The organism is Janthinobacterium sp. GW823-FHT01H08 (assembly GCF_058797855.1).
On record NZ_CM179504.1, the window covers coordinates 551353 to 572123 of the forward strand.

19 protein-coding genes are annotated in these 20771 nt (G+C 63.1%); 12 read left to right on the forward strand and 7 right to left on the reverse strand.

The features are described 5' to 3' along the window. Positions 1-2: 2 nt before the first annotated feature. The 3 genes from AC3RCG_RS02395 to AC3RCG_RS02405 all read left to right on the forward strand — a co-directional run bounded on the left by AC3RCG_RS02395 (position 3) and on the right by AC3RCG_RS02405 (position 3259). Positions 3-1154 carry a Gfo/Idh/MocA family protein gene (locus tag AC3RCG_RS02395; RefSeq protein WP_240453501.1) on the forward strand — a complete coding sequence of 384 codons (1152 nt, stop codon included), beginning with the start codon at positions 3-5 and terminating at the stop codon, positions 1152-1154. A gap of 9 nt (positions 1155-1163) precedes the next feature. After that, entirely contained in the window at positions 1164-1466 is a 303-nt protein-coding gene (locus AC3RCG_RS02400; RefSeq protein WP_409027415.1) for a 2Fe-2S iron-sulfur cluster-binding protein, read from the forward strand. Positions 1467-1582: 116 nt separating this feature from the next. After that, positions 1583-3259: an outer membrane protein assembly factor BamB family protein gene (locus AC3RCG_RS02405; RefSeq protein ID WP_070219055.1), complete on the forward strand. Its 1677-nt coding sequence runs from the start codon at positions 1583-1585 to the stop codon at positions 3257-3259. An 18-nt stretch (positions 3260-3277) separates the two neighbouring features. Here AC3RCG_RS02405 and AC3RCG_RS02410 read toward each other — a convergent pair whose 3' ends face one another. After that, positions 3278-3589 (reverse strand): hypothetical protein, encoded by a 312-nt coding sequence (locus AC3RCG_RS02410; protein ID WP_492402393.1) that lies wholly within the window; start codon positions 3587-3589, stop codon positions 3278-3280. A gap of 102 nt (positions 3590-3691) precedes the next feature. Between AC3RCG_RS02410 and AC3RCG_RS02415 the strand changes: the two genes are divergently transcribed. Both AC3RCG_RS02415 and AC3RCG_RS02420 read left to right on the forward strand, forming a co-directional pair. Next, the gene (locus tag AC3RCG_RS02415; RefSeq protein ID WP_099408069.1) at positions 3692-3961 is read left to right on the forward strand and encodes a MoaD/ThiS family protein; all 270 of its coding nucleotides are present in this window, start codon (positions 3692-3694) and stop codon (positions 3959-3961) included. A gap of 2 nt (positions 3962-3963) precedes the next feature. Continuing rightward, positions 3964-5073: a WD40/YVTN/BNR-like repeat-containing protein gene (locus AC3RCG_RS02420; protein ID WP_492402392.1), complete on the forward strand. Its 1110-nt coding sequence runs from the start codon at positions 3964-3966 to the stop codon at positions 5071-5073. On the opposite strand, the gene AC3RCG_RS02425 is transcribed toward AC3RCG_RS02420, so the two are convergent. Next, entirely contained in the window at positions 5046-5669 is a 624-nt protein-coding gene (locus tag AC3RCG_RS02425) for a TetR/AcrR family transcriptional regulator (protein WP_070219059.1), read from the reverse strand. The two genes, AC3RCG_RS02420 and AC3RCG_RS02425, sit on opposite strands and share 28 nt — an antisense overlap. 151 nt (positions 5670-5820) lie before the next feature. On the opposite strand from AC3RCG_RS02425, the gene AC3RCG_RS02430 reads away from it, so the two are divergent. Continuing rightward, positions 5821-6864, forward strand: coding sequence for an MBL fold metallo-hydrolase (locus AC3RCG_RS02430; protein WP_070289517.1), 1044 nt, complete (start codon positions 5821-5823; stop codon positions 6862-6864). A gap of 6 nt (positions 6865-6870) precedes the next feature. On the opposite strand, the gene AC3RCG_RS02435 is transcribed toward AC3RCG_RS02430, so the two are convergent. Further along, positions 6871-7203: a hypothetical protein gene (locus tag AC3RCG_RS02435; protein WP_492402391.1), complete on the reverse strand. Its 333-nt coding sequence runs from the start codon at positions 7201-7203 to the stop codon at positions 6871-6873. A gap of 435 nt (positions 7204-7638) precedes the next feature. On the opposite strand from AC3RCG_RS02435, the gene AC3RCG_RS02440 reads away from it, so the two are divergent. Then, positions 7639-8649, forward strand: a complete 1011-nt coding sequence (locus tag AC3RCG_RS02440) for a substrate-binding domain-containing protein (protein ID WP_070219060.1) — start codon at positions 7639-7641, stop codon at positions 8647-8649. A 32-nt stretch (positions 8650-8681) separates the two neighbouring features. On the opposite strand, the gene AC3RCG_RS02445 is transcribed toward AC3RCG_RS02440, so the two are convergent. The 3 genes from AC3RCG_RS02445 to AC3RCG_RS02455 form a co-directional block, all read right to left on the reverse strand. After that, a complete protein-coding gene (locus tag AC3RCG_RS02445; RefSeq protein ID WP_492402390.1) occupies positions 8682-12278 on the reverse strand; it encodes an indolepyruvate ferredoxin oxidoreductase family protein in 3597 nt (1198 codons plus the stop codon). A 242-nt stretch (positions 12279-12520) separates the two neighbouring features. Continuing rightward, positions 12521-13663, reverse strand: coding sequence for a hypothetical protein (locus AC3RCG_RS02450; protein WP_492402389.1), 1143 nt, complete (start codon positions 13661-13663; stop codon positions 12521-12523). Positions 13664-13737: 74 nt separating this feature from the next. Then, positions 13738-14667 carry a LysR substrate-binding domain-containing protein gene (locus AC3RCG_RS02455; protein WP_070219121.1) on the reverse strand — a complete coding sequence of 310 codons (930 nt, stop codon included), beginning with the start codon at positions 14665-14667 and terminating at the stop codon, positions 13738-13740. Positions 14668-14805: 138 nt separating this feature from the next. On the opposite strand from AC3RCG_RS02455, the gene AC3RCG_RS02460 reads away from it, so the two are divergent. Continuing rightward, positions 14806-16032 (forward strand): HD-GYP domain-containing protein, encoded by a 1227-nt coding sequence (locus tag AC3RCG_RS02460; protein ID WP_070219063.1) that lies wholly within the window; start codon positions 14806-14808, stop codon positions 16030-16032. A 121-nt stretch (positions 16033-16153) separates the two neighbouring features. Here AC3RCG_RS02460 and AC3RCG_RS02465 read toward each other — a convergent pair whose 3' ends face one another. Beyond that, positions 16154-17200, reverse strand: coding sequence for a GGDEF domain-containing protein (locus AC3RCG_RS02465; RefSeq protein WP_070219064.1), 1047 nt, complete (start codon positions 17198-17200; stop codon positions 16154-16156). A gap of 481 nt (positions 17201-17681) precedes the next feature. On the opposite strand from AC3RCG_RS02465, the gene AC3RCG_RS02470 reads away from it, so the two are divergent. The 4 genes from AC3RCG_RS02470 to cpaB all read left to right on the forward strand — a co-directional run bounded on the left by AC3RCG_RS02470 (position 17682) and on the right by cpaB (position 20768). Next, positions 17682-17864, forward strand: coding sequence for a Flp family type IVb pilin (locus AC3RCG_RS02470; protein WP_034752975.1), 183 nt, complete (start codon positions 17682-17684; stop codon positions 17862-17864). 52 nt (positions 17865-17916) lie between these two features. After that, complete coding sequence (locus AC3RCG_RS02475; RefSeq protein ID WP_070219065.1) at positions 17917-18450, forward strand: A24 family peptidase; 534 nt, start codon at positions 17917-17919, stop codon at positions 18448-18450. Positions 18451-18543: 93 nt separating this feature from the next. Beyond that, the gene (locus AC3RCG_RS02480) at positions 18544-19917 is read left to right on the forward strand and encodes an ATP-binding protein (protein ID WP_083287654.1); all 1374 of its coding nucleotides are present in this window, start codon (positions 18544-18546) and stop codon (positions 19915-19917) included. Continuing rightward, positions 19914-20768, forward strand: a complete 855-nt coding sequence (gene cpaB, locus AC3RCG_RS02485; protein WP_070289459.1) for a Flp pilus assembly protein CpaB — start codon at positions 19914-19916, stop codon at positions 20766-20768. The genes AC3RCG_RS02480 and cpaB overlap by 4 nt, the downstream gene beginning before the upstream one ends. The last annotated feature ends 3 nt before the right edge of the window (positions 20769-20771 follow it).

The window sequence follows — 20771 nt, forward strand, 5'->3', positions numbered from 1 at the left end:
ACATGCAGCGACGCTTACGGCTGGGCATGGTAGGGGGCGGGCAGGGCGCATTCATCGGCGCCGTGCACCGCATCGCGGCGCGCATCGACGACCAGTACGAACTGGTGGCGGGCGCCCTGTCGTCCGACCCGCAGCGCGCGCGCGATAGCGGCGCGGCGCTGCACCTGGCGCCCGACCGTTGCTACAGCGATTACCGCGCCATGGCGCAGGCCGAAAGCCTGCGGCCCGACGGCATCGAGGCCGTGGCCATCGTCACGCCGAACCATTTGCACGCGCCCGTCGCCACGGCGTTCCTGGAAGCGGGCATCCACGTGATCTGCGACAAGCCGCTGGGCATCTCTCTGGCGGAAGGCCAGGCGCTGGCGGCGCTGGCCAGGCAGAAAAATCTGCTGTTTGCGCTCACGCATACCTACAGCGGCTACCCGCTCTTGCGCCATGCGAAAGCCATGGTCGAGGCGGGTGACATCGGCGAATTGCGCCTCGTGCAAGTCGAATATTCACAGGACTGGCTGGCCGACGCCATCGCGGCGGGCGGCATGAATGAAGGCAACTGGCATAACGACCCGCAGAAGGCCGGCCCGGGCGGCACCCTGCTCGACGTGGGCTTGCACGCGTATCACCTGGCGCAGTTCGTCAGCGGCTTGACGCCGCACGCCGTGCTGGCGGAACTGTCGACTTTTGTTCCGCACCGCACCCTGGACGACCACGTGCAGGTGATGCTGCGCTATGCCAACGGAGCCAAAGGTACCTTGTGGGCCAGCCAGGTGGCGACCGGTTGCGAAAACACGGTGCGATTGCGCCTGTTCGGCAGCAAGGCGCAGCTGGACTTTGACCAGGAACAGCCGAACGCGTTATGGTTCACGCCGCAGGGCGGCAACCGCCAGCTGCTGCGTCCGGGCCGGGTCGACAGCGCCGCCGCGCGCCACGCCACGCGCGTGCCGGCCGGCCATCCGGAAGGGTATCTGGAAGCGTTCGCCCAGCTGTACCTCGATGCTGCCTTGGCCATTCGCGCCCTGCAGGCGGAGACGCCGATACCGGAAGCGGCGCGCTGGCTGCCGACGGTGGCCGATGGCGTGGCGGGCCTGGCCTTTGCCGAGGCCGTGCTGCGCAGCCATGCGCAGGGCGCTACCTGGACCACCCTGGCGGACTGTTAAACTGGGCGCATGAGCGCGCCCCTCACCATCCCCACCTTTACCGTCACCATCGTCCCGCAAGGCTGGCAATTCCGGGCCGAGGCGGGCACCACCGTGCTGGCCGCCGCCGAGCTGGCCGGCATCCGCCTGCTCAGTTCCTGCCGCAACGGCACGTGCCGCACGTGCATTTGTCACATGCCCGAAGGAAAGATCCGCTACACGGTGGACTGGCCCGGCATCAGCCCCGATGAACGGCTCGACGGCTACATCCTGCCCTGCGTGGCCGTGGCCGAAAGCGATATCACCATCCAGGCGCGCGCCGTGCGCAAGTAAAGCATTGTTGTGAGTATCTGTTAGATTTTAACAATGTTTCTCATGCTATAACATTCAGTCCAGGTTTCCAGCACACCTCCATTGGGGAGGAAATGAAACCTCAACATGGACATTGCATGCGCACATTATTCCCTTCGTTGTGGCAGGCCGCCGCATTGGCGCTGGCCATCATGACTACCTTGTCCGCCTGTGGCGGCGGTTCCGGCAGCGCCGTTGGCGTGCCGCCTGGCTTGCAGGAAAAACCCGGCATGACGCTGGCGGAGGTGAGCGGCAGCTGCACGGCCCAGCCTGGCGCCACCTGCGATGATATTCGCGTGACAGTGCGCCTGGCCGATGGCGTGAGCGATGCGCGTCCCCAGCCGCAGGAAAAACCCGCCAGCGGCACGGCGCTCGTGCTGCAGGCGGCCGACCGTCAGAAGCAGGCCGATGGCAGCTGGCGGCTGACGTTCAAAACGGTGCCTGGCCTGCTTCCCGGCGAGTACACGGGCAAGATCGAGCTGTCCTTGCCCGCCACGGTAGGCCTGTACAAGACGGAAAGCATGGATTACAAGGTCATTGTCGCGCCGCTCGCCGGCAGCATGGGCGCCTTGCAAGCCCTGCCCGGCGTGGACGACTGGGAAGGCGTGAATGGCAATGCCGCGCATACGGGTCTGGTGCCGGCCACCTTCGACAGCCGCCGCTTCACGCGCCGCTGGACCTGGCTGGGCGCGAGCTCCCCGCGCGCGGTCGTCGGCAGTCCCGTGGTGACGGCCAACGGCCTCGTGTATGTCAGCCAGCAGTCCGCCGCGCCGGCGGAAGGCAGCAGCAAATATGTGACCACGTCGACGGTGACGGCGCTCAGCGAGAGCGACAGCCAGGCGCGCTGGACCCAGTCGCTCACGTCGGACGGTTACCTGGGCGCGCCGGCCGTGTCGGGCGGCAAGCTGGCCATGGCGGGCAGCGATACCGTGTATGTCTTTGACGCGCTTGCTGGTGGCGCGCCGCTCGGCGTGCGTCCGCCGAATACGAATGGCGCACTGCTGGGTGTTTCCCTGGCGACGGCGCCCACCTTTTTGGACGGCAATGTCTACCTGGGCGGGAATAACGATGTGAGTGCCATCGGTGCGGCGACGGGCCAGACACGCTGGTCTGCCAGCCTGGGCTTGTCCAAGCTGGGCAATGTTGATGAGTGGACACCCGCCGTCAATGCGAGCACGGTGTACAGCCATGCGGCAGGGGCATTGACGGCGTTCAATATCGCCGATGGCACGACGCGCTTCAGCGTGGCGGTGCCGGGCCAGGTGCTGGGCGGCTTGAACAAGAGCAGCCTGCGCCAGGCGCCCGTGCTGGCCGAGGCGGGCAGCGTGCTGGTGCTCAATCAGCGACCGCTGGCCGGCGAGGCGGCGGATAACAGCTTGAGCCTGGTTGACGTGGATAGCCGCGCCGTGCGCTGGACGGTGCAGGGGCAGTTCAGCACGCAGCCAGTGGTGGCGCGGGGCGTCGTGTACGTGGGCAACCAGGCCGGTCAGGCGCTCGAAGCACGCCAGCTCGCCGACGGTGCGCTCCTATGGCGCTGGCCCCTGGATACGGCCCTTGATGGGTATTTTGGCGGCGATCTGATCGTCACCGGCAATCTGCTGTTTGTTGGCGGGCGCAACAATACCTATGCTATCGACCTGGCCAGCCGCAAGACCGTCTGGACCTACCGCATGGGCGGCAGCCTGGCGCTGTCGCGGCATGGCGTGCTGTACATCCGCCAAGGCACGGATTTACCTGGCAGCAGCATGGTGTTGACCGCCATCAACCTGCAATAGCGGCTTGCCGCGCCGTAGTCAGGGCTTGCCCGGGTTCTTCAAACGCTGCAGCAGCGCTTCCACGCTGTCGCTGACGGGCAAGCCGTGGCGGCGCAGCAACTGCACGTGCAATACGAGGTTTTCCAGCACCAGCTTGGCCGCCACGGCCAGCAGGGCCAGGTTGCGGTCTTCCGGGCTGAAACTTTCCATGGCGTCGGCCATCTCGCACAGGTGGTTGGCGATCAGTCCGCGCAATTCCTGCTCGTTGAAGGGCAGGTCGGCAAAATCGATCGGGTCGGCCACTTCCACTTCCTGCATCAGCACCGCTAGTTCTTCCGGGGTAATCGTCATGCCTGGCCTCCTTGTGTGCTTGCCGCTATTGTAGCGGTATCGCCGTTGCATCGTCGGCGAATCGGACTAGAATGAGTCCAGGCCGATGACGTCGAAGGCAGCATGGCGCACTTGCATTTTACCCAACAACTGGCACGCTTCCTGAACGTCCCCACGGTGGACGTGTCCGCGTCAAGCCTGCGCGTCGCCTTGGACAGCGTCTTTGCCCAGCAGCCGCGCCTGCGCGGCTACGTGCTCGACGAGCAGGGCGCACTGCGTCCGAACGTCGTGATCTTCATCGACGGCGCCCGTTGCCGCGAGCGGCGCGAACTGGACGACGCCTTGCGGCCCGACAGCCAAGTTTATATCTTGCAGGCACTTTCCGGAGGTTAATCATGGGACCAGGCAGGGCGCAACGCGCGTATCTCGGCACCCGCAAGGGGCTGTTCCAGTTCGATGTCGATGCGGCCGGTGCCTGGCAGCTGGCGCTGGTGCAGTTTGCCGGCGATCCCGTCTCCATGCTGCTCCACGATGGCCGCGACGGTACCGTGTACGCAGCCTTGAACCTGGGTCACTTCGGCGCCAAGCTGCACCGCCTCGACGCGGGCGCCAGCGCGTGGCAGGAAGTCGCCGTGCCCGCCTATCCCGCCAAGCCCGAGGGCAGCAGCGATACGCTGGACTGGACCTTGCGGCAGATCTGGTCGCTGGCGGCCGGCGGCGCGGACCAGCCCGGCGTGCTGTGGGCGGGCACCCTGCCTGGCGGCCTGTTCCGCTCAAGCGACCGCGGCGACAGCTGGCAACTGGTGGAAGCGTTGTGGGACGTGCCGCAGCGGGCGCAGTGGTTTGGCGGCGGCTACGACGTGCCTGGCATCCACAGCATCTGCGTCGACCCGCGCGACAGCAATACCGTGCTGGTCGGCGTGTCCTGCGGCGGCGTGTGGCAAACGCACGATGGCGGCGCCAGCTGGGCCTTGAGCGCGACGGGCATGCGCGCCGACTACATGCCGCCCGAACTCGATGAAAACGAAGCCGTGCAAGACCCGCACCGCATCGTGCGCAGCGCCGGCACGCCGGACGCGTTGTGGTGCCAGCACCATAACGGCATCTGGCGCTCGCTTGACGCGGGCTGGCACTGGCAGGAAGTGACGACGGCGCCGCTGTCGCATTTCGGCTTTGCCGTGGCCGTCCATCCGCGCGATGGCGACACGGCCTGGTTCGTGCCGGCGCAGGCGGACGTGCTGCGCATACCCATCGACGGCGCGCTGGCCGTGACGCGCACGCGCGACGGCGGGAAAACGTTTGAAGTGTTGCGCGCGGGATTGCCGCAGCAGCATTGCTACGACCTCATCTACCGCCACGGGCTGGCGCTGGCCGACGACGGGCGCAGTTTATTGATGGCGTCGACGACGGGCGGCGCCTGGTATTCGGGCGACGAGGGCGAACATTGGCAGACGCTGTCTGCCCACTTGCCGCCCGTTTATGCCGTCTGTTTTGCCACGCCGTAATAGCACAGGAAGATATCGACGGCCAGTGCCGTCACTTCGCGCTGGCGTGCCGGGCTCAGCAGCGGTTCACCGAGGGTGATCTGTGGCCAGAAGGCAAAGGTCTTCAATGGAGCCATCAGCAGGTGTCCCACTTCCAGCGTCTCGCCCGCCTTGATGCGTCCGTCTTGCTGCGCCGCGCGGATCCAGATATTCAGGCCCGTTTCCTTTTCATTCAGGCGCGCCACCATCGCTTGCGCGCGCTCGGGCGAGTGGATGGTTTCGCCAAAGATCACGCGCGCCAGGTCGATGAAGGCCGGATCGCACAGCAAGGCCATCTTCTGCTCGACCAGGGCCAGCACTTGCGGGCGCAGCGGCTGGTCGGCCACATAGGGCACGGCGGGCTGGGCCATGCTGCTTTCCCACATGCGCTGCAGGATTTCCGCGAACAGCTCGTCCTTGCTGGGGAAATGGTTGTACACGGTGCGCTTGGACACGGCGGCCGTGGCGGCGATCTTGTCCATGCTGGTCGCATCGAAACCGTGCTCGCGGAACTCGGCGATGGCGGCATCGACGATGGCGACGCGCTTGCGGTCGGTGAGGCGTTGCGGTGCGGCCATGGCTGAAAATCTCCTTTGAAAACAATATTTTACACCTCCTGGTTTACTTTGCCAGAAATAGGAACTACACTGTGTAGTGTAATTTAATCCTTGTATTTTATTGACCGGGCTGCATATGTACCGCATCTTATTCTTGGGAGTTCTGATCATCATGAGTTCTTGCACCTTGCGCGCCGCGCCCGTCGCGCCGACCGAATCACCGCAACGCCTCGAAGGCAAGTTCCGCAATCCCGTGCAAATGCACAAGCTGGGCACGGCGGCAACGCTCAAGCTGATGTGGACATTTCTCTTTGATAAGCCCGACAGCACGGTACCGGCTGCGGCTGTGCCCGTGCAAGCGCTGACCCGGGCGCAACTGCTGGCCGCGCCGGACAACAGCCTGTTTCGCCTCGGCCATTCGACCCTGTTGCTGAAACTGAATAACGAATTCTTCCTCACCGACCCCGTGTTTTCCGAGCGCGCCTCACCGGTGCAGTGGGCGGGACCCAAACGTTTCCACCAGCCGCCCATCAGCATCGCCGACTTGCCGCCGATCAAGGCCATCATCCTGTCGCATAACCATTACGACCACCTCGACCATGCCGCCGTGCTGCAACTGGCCGCCAAGACCGAACACTTCGTCGCGCCGCTGGGCGTGGGCGACACCCTCGTCGAATGGGGCGTGCCGAAGGACAAGGTGCAGCAGTTCGACTGGTGGCAGGGGACGACGATTGCGGGCGTGAAGCTGGTGGCGACGCCATCGCAGCATTTCTCGGGGCGGGGCTTGTTTGACAGCAATCAAACCCTGTGGGCGTCGTGGGTCATCGACGCGCCGGACGTGCGCGTGTTTTTCAGCGGCGACTCCGGCTATTTCGACGGTTTCAAGCAGATCGGCGACAAGTACGGCCCGTTCGACGTGACCATGATCGAGACGGGCGCCTACGACAAGCTGTGGCCGGACGTGCACATGCAGCCGGAGGAAACCCTGCAAGCGCACCTGGACTTGCGCGGCAAGTGGCTCATGCCCGTGCATAACGGCACCTTCGACCTGGGCCTGCACGCCTGGCACGAACCGTTCGACCGCATCACGGGACTGGCGGCCAGGCAGGGCGTCAACCTGGCCACGCCGCAGATGGGCGAGGCGGTCGACCTGGCGCAGCCGAAGAAGGGGGAAAAGTGGTGGCTGGCGATGCTGGAAGAGGAGATGGCGAAGTAAGCTGGCTCAAGCCGTCACGTCGATCAGGCGGCCCAGGGTCTGGCCATAGCCGTTCAGCTGGGGCGTGCTTTTCGGCGCGGCCGGGATGGCTTGCTGCGGCACGGCCACCTTGATCGCCTGGTCCAGCTGCGGCGCCTTGATGGCGGCCGGGGCATCGGCCTGCGCTTGCTGGCTGCTGCGCTGCGTCTGGCTCAGCGATTCCTGTTCCCGCGCCAGCAACTGGCGGCTTTGTGCCAGCTGTTCGCTGTCGCGCTGTACCTGGTTCTGGCCTTGTTCGACCCGGCGCTGCGCCGTGGCCAGCGAAGCTTGCAGATTGTTGACGGACGTTAGCGATACCACATTGTTCACCTTTGAAAGTATGCCCAGGCGTGTACACAAGAGGAAGAATGCAGGCCAGGGGCTGCGGCATGTCTGCAGGCAATCTTTACCTTAGTCAAGAGTAGGATAAATTCTCGCACAGTTCCAGTGAATTATGTTTTCTTGATAATCTTATCGTGCGCGCTATGCCGTGCCGAAGCGGCATGCTGCACGTGGCGCGATAGAGAGTAAAGTAAGTACACGCTATCGATAACAGCATTTGTTTTCGTGCCATTCATCATGCCATGTTGCTGACTCGGCAAACACGCTTGTTTTTCAAAAGACAATTTTTAAAAATCCAATAAGTTGTTGTTTTTCTACCATGTTGGCGCACGGTCATGTGCCGCCTGTTTGGCGCTCTGGGCTATAATGGACGGTCAGAGTTGGTTTCTTTTGCCATACAGACAGGTAGTTAACATGAATCTCAAGAGCCTCGCAATTGCCCTCGGCATGTCGAAAACGACAGTCAGCAGGGCGTTGAACGGCTATCCGGAAGTCAATTCCCGCACCCGTGAAATCGTCCTGGCCGCCGCCAAGAAAGTCGGCTACCGGCCCAACCCCCTGGCGCGCAGCCTGGCCGTCGGCCGCACGAATGTGCTCGGCATGATCTATCCCTTGCTGCCCAGCGACCTGGGCGACAGCGTTTTTCTTTCCGTGGTCAATGGCATGTCCGACGCCGTCGAAGCGTCGAAGATGAGCCTGATCATCGCTCCCGTGTCGCCGCAGAACGAACAGCCGTCATATGAAAACATGGTGCGCGGGCGCCAGGTCGATGGCCTCGTGGTGGGCCGCACCAAGGTGGTCGACGAACGCATCGCGTATTTGACGAAAGTCGGCTTTCCCTTTGTCGCGAACGGCCGCACGCGCATCGACGCGCCCTACGCGTATTTTGATTACGACAACGATACGGGCATCGACCTGGCCGTGTCTTTCCTGGCGGCGCATGGCCACCAGCGCATCGCCCTGCTGAGCGCGCCGCTGGACTTGCACTTTGCTTACGAGCGCAAGGAAAGCTTTATCCGCTGCATGGCACAAGCGGGCCTGCCGGTCGATCCCACCTATCTGCTCGACAATACTTTTGATCGCCGCAGCGGTTACCAGGCCATGCAGCAATTGCTGGCCTGCTCGCCCCGTCCCACGGCCGTCATCGTCGACAACCACCTGTCCGGCGTGGGCGTGGTGCGCGCGCTGATGGATGCGGGCATCGAGATCGGCAAGGAGATCTCCGTCATCGTCTGGGGCAATGTGGAAGATACTTTGATCGGCATCAACGTCACCACCATCGACCAGCCCGACCTGCGCCGCGCCGGCGCCAAAATGGTGGAAATGCTGCAATCCCTGCTGGCCGGCACGCCGCCGGAACGGCTGCAGGAAATCTGGCAACCGGTGCTGTTGCCGGGGGCGACCGTGGGGCGCTGTCCGGAATAAAAAAACGCAGAGCCGAGGCTCTGCGTTGTCTTTTATGCCGCGTGCTTGCTTCCATCCGCCAGCACGGCCAGCAACCTCGCCTTGTCCTTGCGGTAAGTATCGACGGCCGCTTCCTTGACGTGGCCGAAGCCGCGGATTTTCTCGGGCAAGGATGCCAGTTCCACACAGGTACCAAGGTTGTCCGCCGTCAGGTTCACCAGCAGTCCGGCCAGCAGTTCGCGGTATTCGACGATCAGCGCGCGTTCCATCTTGCGCTCGGCCGTATAACCGAAGACGTCGAAGGTGCCGCCGCGCAGCCCCTTGGCTTTCGCCAGCAGCTGGAAGGCGCGCCACATCCAGGAACCGAACTCCGCTTTCACCAGATGCCCCTTCGCATCTTTCTTGGCAAACAGCGGCGGCGCCAGGTTGAATTTCACGGAGAAATTACCCTCGAACTGCTGCTGCAACTGCTCGACGAAACGGCCATCCGTGTACAAACGCGCCACTTCATACTCGTCCTTGTAGGCCAGCAACTTGAAATAGCTCCTGGCGACGGCCGTCGACAGCTTCTGGCCCAGCCCGAGGGTGTTTTCGCGGTCGCGCACCTGCTCCACCAAGGTGGCATAACCATCCGCATACGCGGCGTTTTGATACGCAGTGAGGAATTCCACGCGCTTTTTGATGACGCTATCGAGGCTTTGCGGCATTTGCACGATGATCGCTTGCGCCGGCGTGGCGATTTGCGTGACACGGCGCACGTCGACGGCGGCGCGGCGGCCCCACAAAAAGCTTTTCTTGTTCGATTCGATCCCCACGCCATTGAGTTCGATGGCGCGCAGCAGGGCCGCTTCCGTCAGGGGGATGCGGCCCTTTTGCCAGGCGTAGCCGAGCATGAACAGGTTGGCGGCGATCGAGTCGCCCATCAGCGCGGTGGCCAATTTCGTCGCGTCGATGAAGTCGGCCGCGTCCGCGCCGCCCACGGATTCCTCGATCAGCTGGCGCACTTCCGCCGCTGGATATTGCCAGTCCGCATTTTGCGCAAACGTGCCCGGCGGTTGCTCGTGCAGGTTGACGACGGCCAGGCTGCGGCCAGGACGCATTTTCGACACGGCATCCTGCGCGCCGGCCGTCAGCATGTCGCAGCCCAGGATCAGGTCCGCTTCGCCCGTGGCGATGCGCTGCGCGCGGATGTGCGCCGGGGACTTGGCGATCTTCACGTGCGAGGTGACGGATCCGTTCTTTTGCGACATGCCCGTCATGTCCAGCACGGACGCGCCCTTGCCTTCCAGGTGGGCCGCCATGCCCATCAGCGCGCCCACGGTGATGACGCCCGTGCCGCCGATGCCGTTGATGAGGATGTTGTACGGCGCGTCGCAATCGGGTAATACAGGTTCCGGCAGCGGACCGAAGTTGTCCGTCTCGCCTGCTTTACCGGCGCCCGTCTTGGTTTTTTTCAGGCTGCCGCCTTCGACGGTGACGAAGCTGGGGCAGAAACCCTTGGCGCATGAGTAATCCTTGTTGCACGAGGATTGGTCGATGGTGCGCTTGCGGCCAAATTCTGTTTCCTTCGGCAAGATCGACACGCAGTTCGACTGCACGCCGCAGTCACCGCAGCCTTCGCAGACGGCGTCGTTGATGACCATGCGCTTGGGCAAATCGGGATACTCTCCTTTTTTACGGCGCCGGCGTTTTTCGGCGGCACAGGTCTGGTCGTAGATCAGCACGGACACGCCTGGTACCTCGCGCAATTCGCGCTGCACGGCATCCATGTCCTTGCGGTCGTGCAAGGTGAGGTGGGCGGGCAGGTTGCTGCGGTCGCTGTAGCGGCTCAAATCCTCCGTGACCAGCGCGATGCGGGCGATGCCTTCGGCCGCCACCTGCTGCGCCATCATCGGTACGGTGATGAGGCCGTCCACGGGCTGGCCGCCCGTCATGGCGACGGCGTCGTTGTACAGAATCTTGTAGGTGATGTTGACCTTGGCCGCCTGGGCGGCGCGGATGGCCAGGTAGCCCGAATGAAAGTAGGTGCCGTCACCGAGGTTCTGGAACACGTGCGGCAATTGCGAGAACGCGGCCTGGCCGATCCACGGCGCGCCTTCGCCGCCCATGTGCGTGGTCAGCTTGTTCATCTCCGGGTAAATCGACGTGGCCATCACGTGGCAGCCGATGCCGGCCAGCGCCAGGCTGCCGTCCGGCACCTTGGTCGAGGTATTGTGCGGGCAGCCGGAGCAGTAGAACGCGGGGCGGAACGGCGTATTCACGGCCTTTTTCAATACCGCATCCTTGGCGTCGAGGAAGCTGAGTCTCGCCTTGATCAGGTCGCAGGTGACGGGATCGGAAATCAGGCGCGCGATGCGGCTGGCGATGACACGCGCCACTTGCGAGACGGAAAAATCCGCCTTCGAGGTCAGCAGCCATTCGCCGCGCGGCGCCACCCATTCGCCTTTTTCGTCGAACTTGCCGATGACACGCGGGCGCACGTCGTCGCGCCAGTTGTACAGCTGTTCCTTGAGCTGGTATTCGACGATCTGCCGCTTCTCTTCGACCACGAGAATTTCATCGAGACCTTGCGCAAACTCGCGCACGCTGTCCGGTTCCAGCGGCCACGGCATGGCTACCTTGAACAGGCGCATGCCCACGTCGGCCGCCATCTGTTCGTCGATGCCCAGCTCTTCCAGCGCTTCGAGCACGTCCAGGTAGGATTTGCCGGAGGCGATGATGCCCAGCTTGGCGTTCGGACTGTCGATGGTCGTATGGTTGAGCTTGTTTTCGCGCGCATAGGCCAGCGCCGCATAGATCTTGTAATCCTGCATCAGCGCTTCCTGGTTGCGCGCCTGCTGGCCCAGCGGGATGCTCGACAGGCGCGCGTTCAGGCCGCCTTCGGGCATGACGAAGTCCTGCGGAATCTTGACTTCCACGCGGAACGGGTCGGCGTCGATGGAGGCCGACGATTCGACCGTGTCGGCCAGGGCCTTGAAGGCCACCGTGCAGCCGGAAAAGCGCGACATGGCCCAGCCGTGGATGCCCAGGTCCAGGTATTCCTGCACATTGCATGGATACAGGACGGGGATCATCGAGGCGGAGAACAAATGGTCGGACTGGTGCGGCAGGGTCGATGAGTATGCGCCATGGTCGTCGCCGGCCACCAGCAGCACGCCGCCCAGTTTGGATGTGCCCGCATGGTTCATGTGCTTGAAGACATCGCCGCAGCGGTCCACGCCCGGACCCTTGCCGTACCACATGGCGAACACGCCGTCGTACTTGGCCGGGCCGATCAGGTCGACCTGCTGCGAACCCCAGACGGCCGTGGCCGCCAAGTCTTCGTTGACGCCGGGCACGAACTGCACGTGGTGCGCTTCCAGCTGCTTTTTCGCTTTCCACAGGTTTTCGTCGAGGCCGCCCAGCGGTGAGCCGCGGTAGCCGGAAATGAAACCGGCCGTGTTCAGGCCGGCAGCCTGGTCGCGCAAGCGCTGCATCATGGGCAGGCGCACGAGGGCCTGGATGCCGGACAGAAAGATGGCGCCGGATGTGGCCGTGTATTTGTCGTCGAGGCTGACGGTGGTCAAACGGGATGTGTCGGGGGGCGTAGATGGCGCGGCACCGGCGTTTCTAGCGAACGCTGCGGAGCCGTTTTCCGTGGTCACGGACATGGCTGTCTCCAAAAGGGTGTTTCAGATATCGGCTGTACCAGGGACGCGCCCGGTAAGGCGCGCGCTGTGCAGACGGGATGGCCGCGTGTGGGCGGCACATAACTAGTTTAAATTTAAAATAGTTAATGTGGTCAGTGTAGAACGACCGTGAGGAAGGGGCAAATACGCTTTGACGATGGGGGTATAAGAAAAAATGATGGCCTGCCTCGCGCCGCAAGACAGGCCATGTCTGCCGTGCCCGCTTAGGGCTGCGTCCATTGCAGCTTGCGCGCGCGCAAGGGATAGGCGACGGGCGTCAACTCGGGCAGCAGGGCATTGAGCGAGTCTTGCGTCAGTTCCAGGGCTTTTTGGGGGCTAAGCTCATTGACGCTGAGACTACTCATGAAACCTGTATCAACGCTCAGGTATACGGGAGGACCATTTTCCTTGATATTGACGGTCGTGCGCTTTTTGTAGAAGGCGAGCTCGTATGTGCCCGGTGCCAGCTCCAGCGCCACATGTGTCCTGGAATCATGATAGTAGAGGTTTTTTTTCGCGCTGCCCTGCAGATGGCTGGTCTCGATAGTGTAGAAGGTGCTGCCATCTTCGAATTTCTCGCTATCTACCGTTTCTTGCGGCATGCGGTTAAAGAGGATCAGATTGGCTTTTCTGTTGAGTACCGTGCCCGCTTGCCCAGGCGCATTTGACGGCTCCAGGGCGGTCGTGCGGCGCATGCCTTGTTCCTCTGCTTCGTGCTGGGCTTTGTGCCCCATGATCCCATTCAGCGCAATAGAGACGTTAAGTGGCCCCATGGATCTGGCCTCTTTTGCATCGTAGTGAAGGTCCTTCATGGTGGCACGCGTCGTTTCTATGGAATGCCAGATGGTTTTACCCGCCACTCGGTCATATACCACCGCTTCAATGAGCATGATGAGGGAGGAATGGCAGCCATAGCTATTACATTTTCCTAGCGTGGTATCGGCATATTTCCAGTCGATCAACGCCACGTAGCGCCGCCCCGTCGTGCTGGCAGGCAGTCCCTGCACGGTGTCGAGGATGGATGGTCGCTTGAACGCGGGTGGCATGGGGACGAAGGCGAATTCTTCTTTCGGATCCTTGGCAGCGTCGACATAGGCACGGCAAGCCCAGCTTTTGAACAGGGAGGTGTTGTCCGACGAGACGATGGTACCCCAGGTACTTTCATGGGTCTTGGGCGTACAACTTTCCGGCGCAATAAATACCACCACCTCGATTTCTTTTCTTTCGATGGGCTGCGCAACATCGCTGAGCAGCACCTCGCGCAAGGGAAATTCGGATTGAGGGCGCGCGGCTTGAGCGCCCTGCATCAGTAGCAGCAGGACGGCGCTTGCCGCCAGACGGCGCAAGGAAGTGGTAAGCAAGAACATGATGACGATGGTGAAATGAATAAGACCATCATTTTATTTCTTTTGAGAAATTATTGTTGGAAAAATAATTCACGCTACAGCACGTGCGCCCCCACCCAGCGTCCGCTGCCGCACAGTTCGGCGGCCACTTGCAGCACGAGGTTTTTCACGGCGTTGCCTGCATTGGTGAGGGGAATGTTTTTCGAGGCGCACAGGGCCACCGTGCGCGACAGCACGGGGCTGTGGATGGCGTAGCTGCGCATGGCGCCGCTGTCCAGTTCGGCCAGCAGGGGCGCGGCCGGCAGGATGGTGGCGCCCATGCCGGCCAGGATGGCCGATTTCAGGATGGCGATCGAGTTGATCTCAATCACGTTCGCCGTCTCCAGTGCCAGTTCGCGGGCGCGGCTGTCGATGCGGGGGCGCACGCCATGCTGCAGGCCCGGCAGGATCAGGGTGGCGCTCAATGCCTGCGCGAATGACAGCGCCGTGCCCGGGGGCGCGAACGGCGAATCGCTGCGGCAGATAAAACGCATTTCTTCCTCCACCAGGGGGCAGCAGGAAAACGGCGTCAGCTGACCATCGTCGAACAGCACGGCCAGATTGATGCGGCCCGATTTGAGCTGTGCATTGAGGTTGCCCGTGATTTCTTCCGTCAGTTGCAGGGTGATCTCGGGATAGCGTTCGCGCGCGGCCAGCAGCAGGGGCAGGGCCAGGGCGCCGGAGATACTGTGCGGCAAGCCCAGGGTGACATTGCCGGACGGCCGCGTGGCGCTTTGCGTAACGGCCGAGCGGGCGTCCGCCACCTGTTTCAGGATCGCCTGCGCATGTTCGTAAAACACCTTGCCCGCATCCGTGCTGAGCACGCCCTGGGCCGAGCGGTGCAGCAGCTGCACGCCCAGTTCCTCTTCCAGCTGGCGCAGCTGCTGCGTCAGGGCCGGCTGCGCCACGTGCAGGATCAGGGCCGCGCGCGACAGCGAGCCGTGGTCGACGATGGCGACAAAGTAGCGTAATTGGCGCAGTTCCATGGGTCCCAATAGCGGTGCGGTGAGCGGAAAAAACAGGGTGTTGCGCCGCAGCGCCGAACGCGGCCAGCAGAATAACAATTTTGTTATACTCATTCTAGCGCCTTCGGTGCTCCAGCCGCGTATTTGTGGGATGACAGCATGCTCAAGAAAGTTGATTCGTCTCAATTAAAAGTGGGCATGTACATTCATGACCTCAGTTGTGACTGGATGACGCATCCGTTCGTGCGCAACCGTTTTCTGTTGCGCAGCGACGATGAAATCCGCAAGATCGTGCAGGCCGGCATCCACGACGTGGTGATCGACAGCGGCAAGGGCCTCGACGTGCAGGATGCGCCCACCGTGGCGCAGGCGCGCGCCGAGACCGAGCGCGAACTGGTGCAGATCGCCGCGGCGCCGCAGGTGGTCACGCGCGTGTCGTTGGGCATGGAACTGGCGCGCGCCGCGCAGGTGCGGCGCCAGGCGGCGAGCCTGGTACGCACGGTGATGGCCGACGTGCGCCTGGGCAAGGCGGTCGAGCTCGACCGCGTGCAGCACACGGTGCAAGATATTACCGAATCGATCCTGCGCAATCCCGGTGCCCTCGTCGGCTTGTTGCGCATCAAGACCAAGGATGACTACACCTTTTTGCATTCCGTCAGCGTGTGCGCGCTGCTGGTGGCGTTTTGCCGCTCGCGCGGCATCGATGCGGCCACCACGCACCAGGCGGGCCTCGGTGGCCTGCTGCACGACACGGGCAAGGCGCTGGTGCCCGACAGCGTGCTGAACAAGCCCGGTCCCCTCACGTCCGAGGAATTTGCCCTGATCAAGCGCCATCCGCGCGATGGCTACGAGATCCTGCTGCAGTCGCCCGACCTGGGCGCCATTCCGCTCGACATCGCCTTGCATCACCACGAGCGGCGCGACGGCAGCGGCTATCCGGACCAGCTGGCCGGCGACGCCATCAGCGAGCTGGCGCAGATGGCCGCCATCGTCGACGTGTACGACGCGCTGACGTCGGACCGCAGCTATCACAAGGGCATTCCCGCCGCCGAAGCCCTGCGCAAGATTTACGAGTGGAGCAAATTCCATTTCAACCCCGTGTTCGCGCAGGATTTCATGCGCTGCGTGGGCATCTATCCGGTGGGCACCATGGTGATGCTGGAATCGGGCCGCCTGGCCGTCGTCGTCGAAGCGCACGAAAGCAATCTGCTGGCGCCGAAAGTGAATGTGTTTTTCAGTACGAAGAGCAAGACCTACATCAAGCCCGAGACGGTCGACCTGTCGCGCGGCTTCGGTTTTGGCGGCGCCGACAAGATCGTCGGCCATGAGTCGGCGGCCAAGTGGCAGGTCGATCCCATGCGTTTTATCTCGCTGGCGGATGCATGAACGGTGTGTGTTCTTTGAAAAAGAGCGCCTGAAAAACGTTCAGGGCAAGGCGCTGGCGCGAAGACAGTACGACGAGTACGGCGAGCGCCGGCAACGCCGCGATGGACGTTTTGTCAGGTGATCAGAAAAATTCCGCCGTATCGTTCGAGGCAATGGTCGTTAACAAACCTTTCGCTACCAGCTCGTCGTAATGGCAAGCCAGGTTGCGGCCATGGCTCTTGGCGTAATACAAGGCCTGGTCGGCGCGGCCGAGGATGATGACGGGCGCCTCGTAGGCGTTGATGCTGACGAAGCCCACGCTGACGGTGACTTTGCCCACTTGCGGGAAGTCGTGCGCCTCGACATTGGTGCGGAAGCGGTCGATGATTTTCTGCGCATTTTCCAGGGTGATCGAGCGCAGCAGCACGACGAATTCCTCGCCGCCGAAGCGGAAGATGCGGTCTTGCGAGCGGAACGACGATTGCAGCTGGTTGGCGATCAGGATCAGCACTTCATCGCCATACAGGTGGCCAAACTTATCGTTGACCAGTTTAAAATGATCGACGTCGATCACGGCCAGCCATTGCCGTTCCGTGTCCGTATGGTGGCGCCGCTCTTCATCGACGGGACGCGGCTTGTCCGCTTCCGGTTCGCCGCGGCTGTGCAGGATTTTCGCCAGCTGGTCGTCAAAGGTCTTGCGGTTCAACAGGCCGGTGAGCGAATCGCGTTCGCTGTAGTCGAGCAGGTTCTGGAAATTGCGGTACACGCTGACGATGCCGCCGATCACCTGGATGGTGGCGCCCGTGTAGGGCGTGGGGTTGGTGATTTCCAGGCAGGTGGTGACCTGGTCGCCGATCCAGATGGGCAGCCACAGCAGGTGGCGGCCGTCGGCGCACAGGGTGTCGGCGCTCGCTTCATGGCGCTTGATGCAGGCGGCCAGGGCCGGGTAGTCGGACAGCGGTTCGCCTGGCAGGGTTGGGTCGGTATGCTCTTCCATGCGGGCCACGCTGCCCGCCACGATGATGGCCCGCGACCGCACGAACACCTGGCCACGCACGGTGGTCAGGGCCAGCACACGGGTCTGCGACGCGGCAGCGAGTTCCTGCACTGCCGAGATCACGGAAATGTCGAGCATCGTGTGGTCGCGGTGCCCGGTCATGTCCACCATGTGTTTCAGTAGGGAATCCATTGTCGTTCTCTGGAAAGTAGTCACACAAGTGTCGTCATACCAGCATTGCATCAAGCAAGAGCATGTTCGCGTCCGTCTACAAGAAGCCAAGATTTATTTGGTGGCATGACGCTCTGTACCGCCGGGCGAGAGGCCTTTCCAAAGAAGAGCTAAGCAGGATAATGTCTTTTTGCCTAATAGGCAATTAACGTATGCAATATTTCATGTAAATACATGAGATTCATGCACTACATTGCAAAAAACTTGCCCTGACGAAGGCTTTCAATCCGGATCGCAACATTTGTTTGCGCCAGCCGCCATGTCGACAAGGTTTGATAATTTCCATATGGAAACTTGTGGCGCGTCAATTTGCCAAAACGTGGACGCTTTATAGTCAATGCAATGGCGCAGAAATTTACGGCAGGAAACATATTAGCAGGAAAGGGCAATGTTTCACACCCGATTGCGCCAGGGACTTGTGATTCACTTTTGGGAGCTTGTCATGCATACCTTCCTGTCGGCAGTACAGCAGTTTGTCAAGGATGAGGATGGCATTACGGCAATCGAATACGGCCTGATTGCGGCCTTGATGGCCACCGCCATCACGGCCGGATTCTTGCTGATCAAGACCAACTTGCTGGCCGTCCTCACCGACATCTCGTCGAACCTGGTGTTGACGCCCTAAGCGGGTGCCCGCTGCTGGCCGGCCGGCAGCGGGTTTTTTCGGGAGGTGTGCCATGCCTGCAACTGCCTTGTGCGACCTGCTGTTGCTGTGCTTCGTGACGGGGGCCGCCGTCAGTGATCTGATCCAACGCAAGATTCCGAATTGGCTGGTGCTGGCCGGCATGCTCGCCGCGCTGGCGCTGCATTTGTGGTTGTGGCCACACCGCGTGCCGCAGCTGGTGCTGGGCGGCATGGCGACGGGCTTCTTCCTGTTCCTGCCTCTGTATGTGCTGCGCGGCATGGCCGCCGGCGACGTCAAGCTGATCGCCATGGTGGGCACCTTTGCCGGTCCCTGGCCCGTGCTGCAGATCTGTTTCGCCACGTTTGTCCTGGGCGGCCTGATGGCCGTGCTGATGATCACGTACCAGGGCAAGTGGCGCGCCTGCCTCGGCAATCTGCGCCAGCTGCTGTGGCCGATGATCGCGCGCATGGCCGGCATTCCCCTGGCGCCGACCGCACTGGGCAGCCATGCCAGCGTGGGCAACATGCCGTACGGACTGGCCATTGCCCTGGGCTGCCTGGTGGTGCAAGGGCAGCATTATTTCTGATTGGCATTCATTGCTCTGAATCAATGGGCGCCAGTGCCCGCTCGCTAGAATGAATTCTGTTCAAAGCAGTCTTAACCGGCTAGGAGACGCAGCATGACCGAGGTCGACTATTCCATGAGCACCGACAGCGTTCCGCGCCCCGCCGACGCGAACCTGATGCCGCCCTTGCCGCCGCAGCCGAAGAGCTTGCGTGAAACGGGGCTGGAGCGGCCGCTGGTCGTCGAACTGATTGCCAAGCTGATGTTTGTGGGCGGCAAGACGCATCTGTCCGCGCTGACGACGCGCTTGCGCCTGTCGATCAATGTCTTGCGCGAAGTGCTCGATTTCATGGTGACGGAGCAGATGGCCGAAGTGGCCTGGCGCGGCGAATCCGACATCGACGTGCAGTACCAGCTGACGGGCGCCGGCAAGCAGCGCGCCAGCGCTTTTCTCGAACGCTGCGCGTATATCGGCGCCGCTCCCGTCACCCTGGAAGCGTACCGCGCCATGGTGGCGCGCCAGTCGTGGCTGGCACAGGAACAGCGTGTCGGCAGCGATGACCTGGCCGCCGTGCTGGGCGGTGCCCATGCGGGGCCGGGCATGCTCGACGTGGTGGGCGCGGCCCTGCATTCGGGGCGCTCGCTGCTGCTGTACGGTCCGCCCGGCAGCGGCAAGTCGACCCTGGCGCTGCAGCTGGGGCAATTGCTGCACGGGCTGGTCGCCGTGCCCTACGCCATCGTCGTCGGCCACGACATCATCCAGTTGTACGATCCGGCCCAGCACCTGCCGCCCGCGCCGCAGCACGTCAGCCATGCGCGCCAGGCGCTGGAGCGGCGCAGCACGGATATCCGCTGGGTGCTGTGCCAGCGTCCCGTGATCCACGTGGGCGCCGAGCTCGACGCCGGCACGCTGGAGCTGCGCCTTGACGCCAGCGGCGGCTGCTACCAGGCGCCGCCCCATGTGCGGGCCAACAATGGCATGCTGATCATCGACGACCTGGGCCGCCAGCGCCTGGGCGCGCAAGAACTGCTGACGCGGCTGATGCAGCCGCTGGCACGGGGCAGCGATCAGCTGGGCCTGCCCGGCGGCGTGCAGATCAGCGTGCCCTTCGATAACGCCCTCGTGCTGGCCACGAATGTGCCGCCGGGCGAGCTGTTCGATCCTGCCTTGCTGCGCCGCATCGGCTACAAGGTGCAGGTGGGGCCGCTGGCCGAGAACGCCTATCGCGCCCTGTTCCGCCAGCAATGCCGCCTGGCCGGCATGACCATCGACGAGCTGGCCCTGAACCATCTGCTGCAGCTGCATGGCGCGCAGGGACGGCCCCTGCTGGCCAGCTATCCGCAGGAATTGCTGGCGCGCATAGGCGACTTCGCCGGCTTTGCCGGCAGCGAGGCGCGCCTGACGGTGGGCGCCCTGGAGCAGGCCTGGAGCAGCCTGTTTGCCAGTTGCGACATGCCGGCCGCCAGCCTGTGCGAGCGCATCGCATGAAAAACCGGCGCGCCCTGCTGATGATGGGCCTGGCCGTGGTGCTGGGTCTGCTGGCCGTGCTGCTGGCCTCGCACTGGCTGCTGCGCCAGACGCCGGCCGGCAAGGGCAAGATCGTCGTCGCCTCCAGCGATGTCAACCTGGGCCAGCGCCTGACGCCAGAGATGCTGCGCCTGGCCGAATGGCCGGCGGAAAGCTTGCCGCAAGGGGCGCTGCAAGACCCGGCGAAACTGGCGGGACGGGTGCTGAAAACCAGCGTGCTGCGCGGCGAGCCGCTGAGCGAAGCCAAGCTGGCGCCCGTGGGGACGTTGGGCGGCCTGTCGGCCCTGATAACGGAAGGGCGGCGCGCCATCACCGTGCGCGTCAACGACGTGATCGGCGTGGCCGGCTTCGCCTTGCCGGGCAATTATGTCGACATCATCGTCAGTACCCAGCAGGATGCCGGCGACCGCGCGTTTCCGCAAAGCCGCAACATTTCCAAGATCGTGCTCGAACGCATCCTCGTGCTGGCCGTGGCGCAGGAAGTGGGACGCGACGAGACCAAGCCGCGCGTGGTCAATGCCGTGACCCTGGAAGTGACGCCGGAACAGGCGGAAAACCTGGATCTGGCGCGCAGCGTGGGCAGCCTGTCGCTGGTGCTGCGCAACCAGGTCGACCCGCAGCCGGGCGTGACGGCGGGTGCCACCAAGCTGACCCTGCTGGGCGGACCGCATGAAGCCGAGCCTGCTCCCGCCGCCGCGCCCGTGCCGGCCGTGGCGCCGCGTCCCGTGCGCGTGGCCAAGGCGCCGCCGGAGCCCAAGCGCCAGTGCAGCGGCGTCATCGATGGGACGCGCCAGTCGCGCGAATGTTTTTAGCCT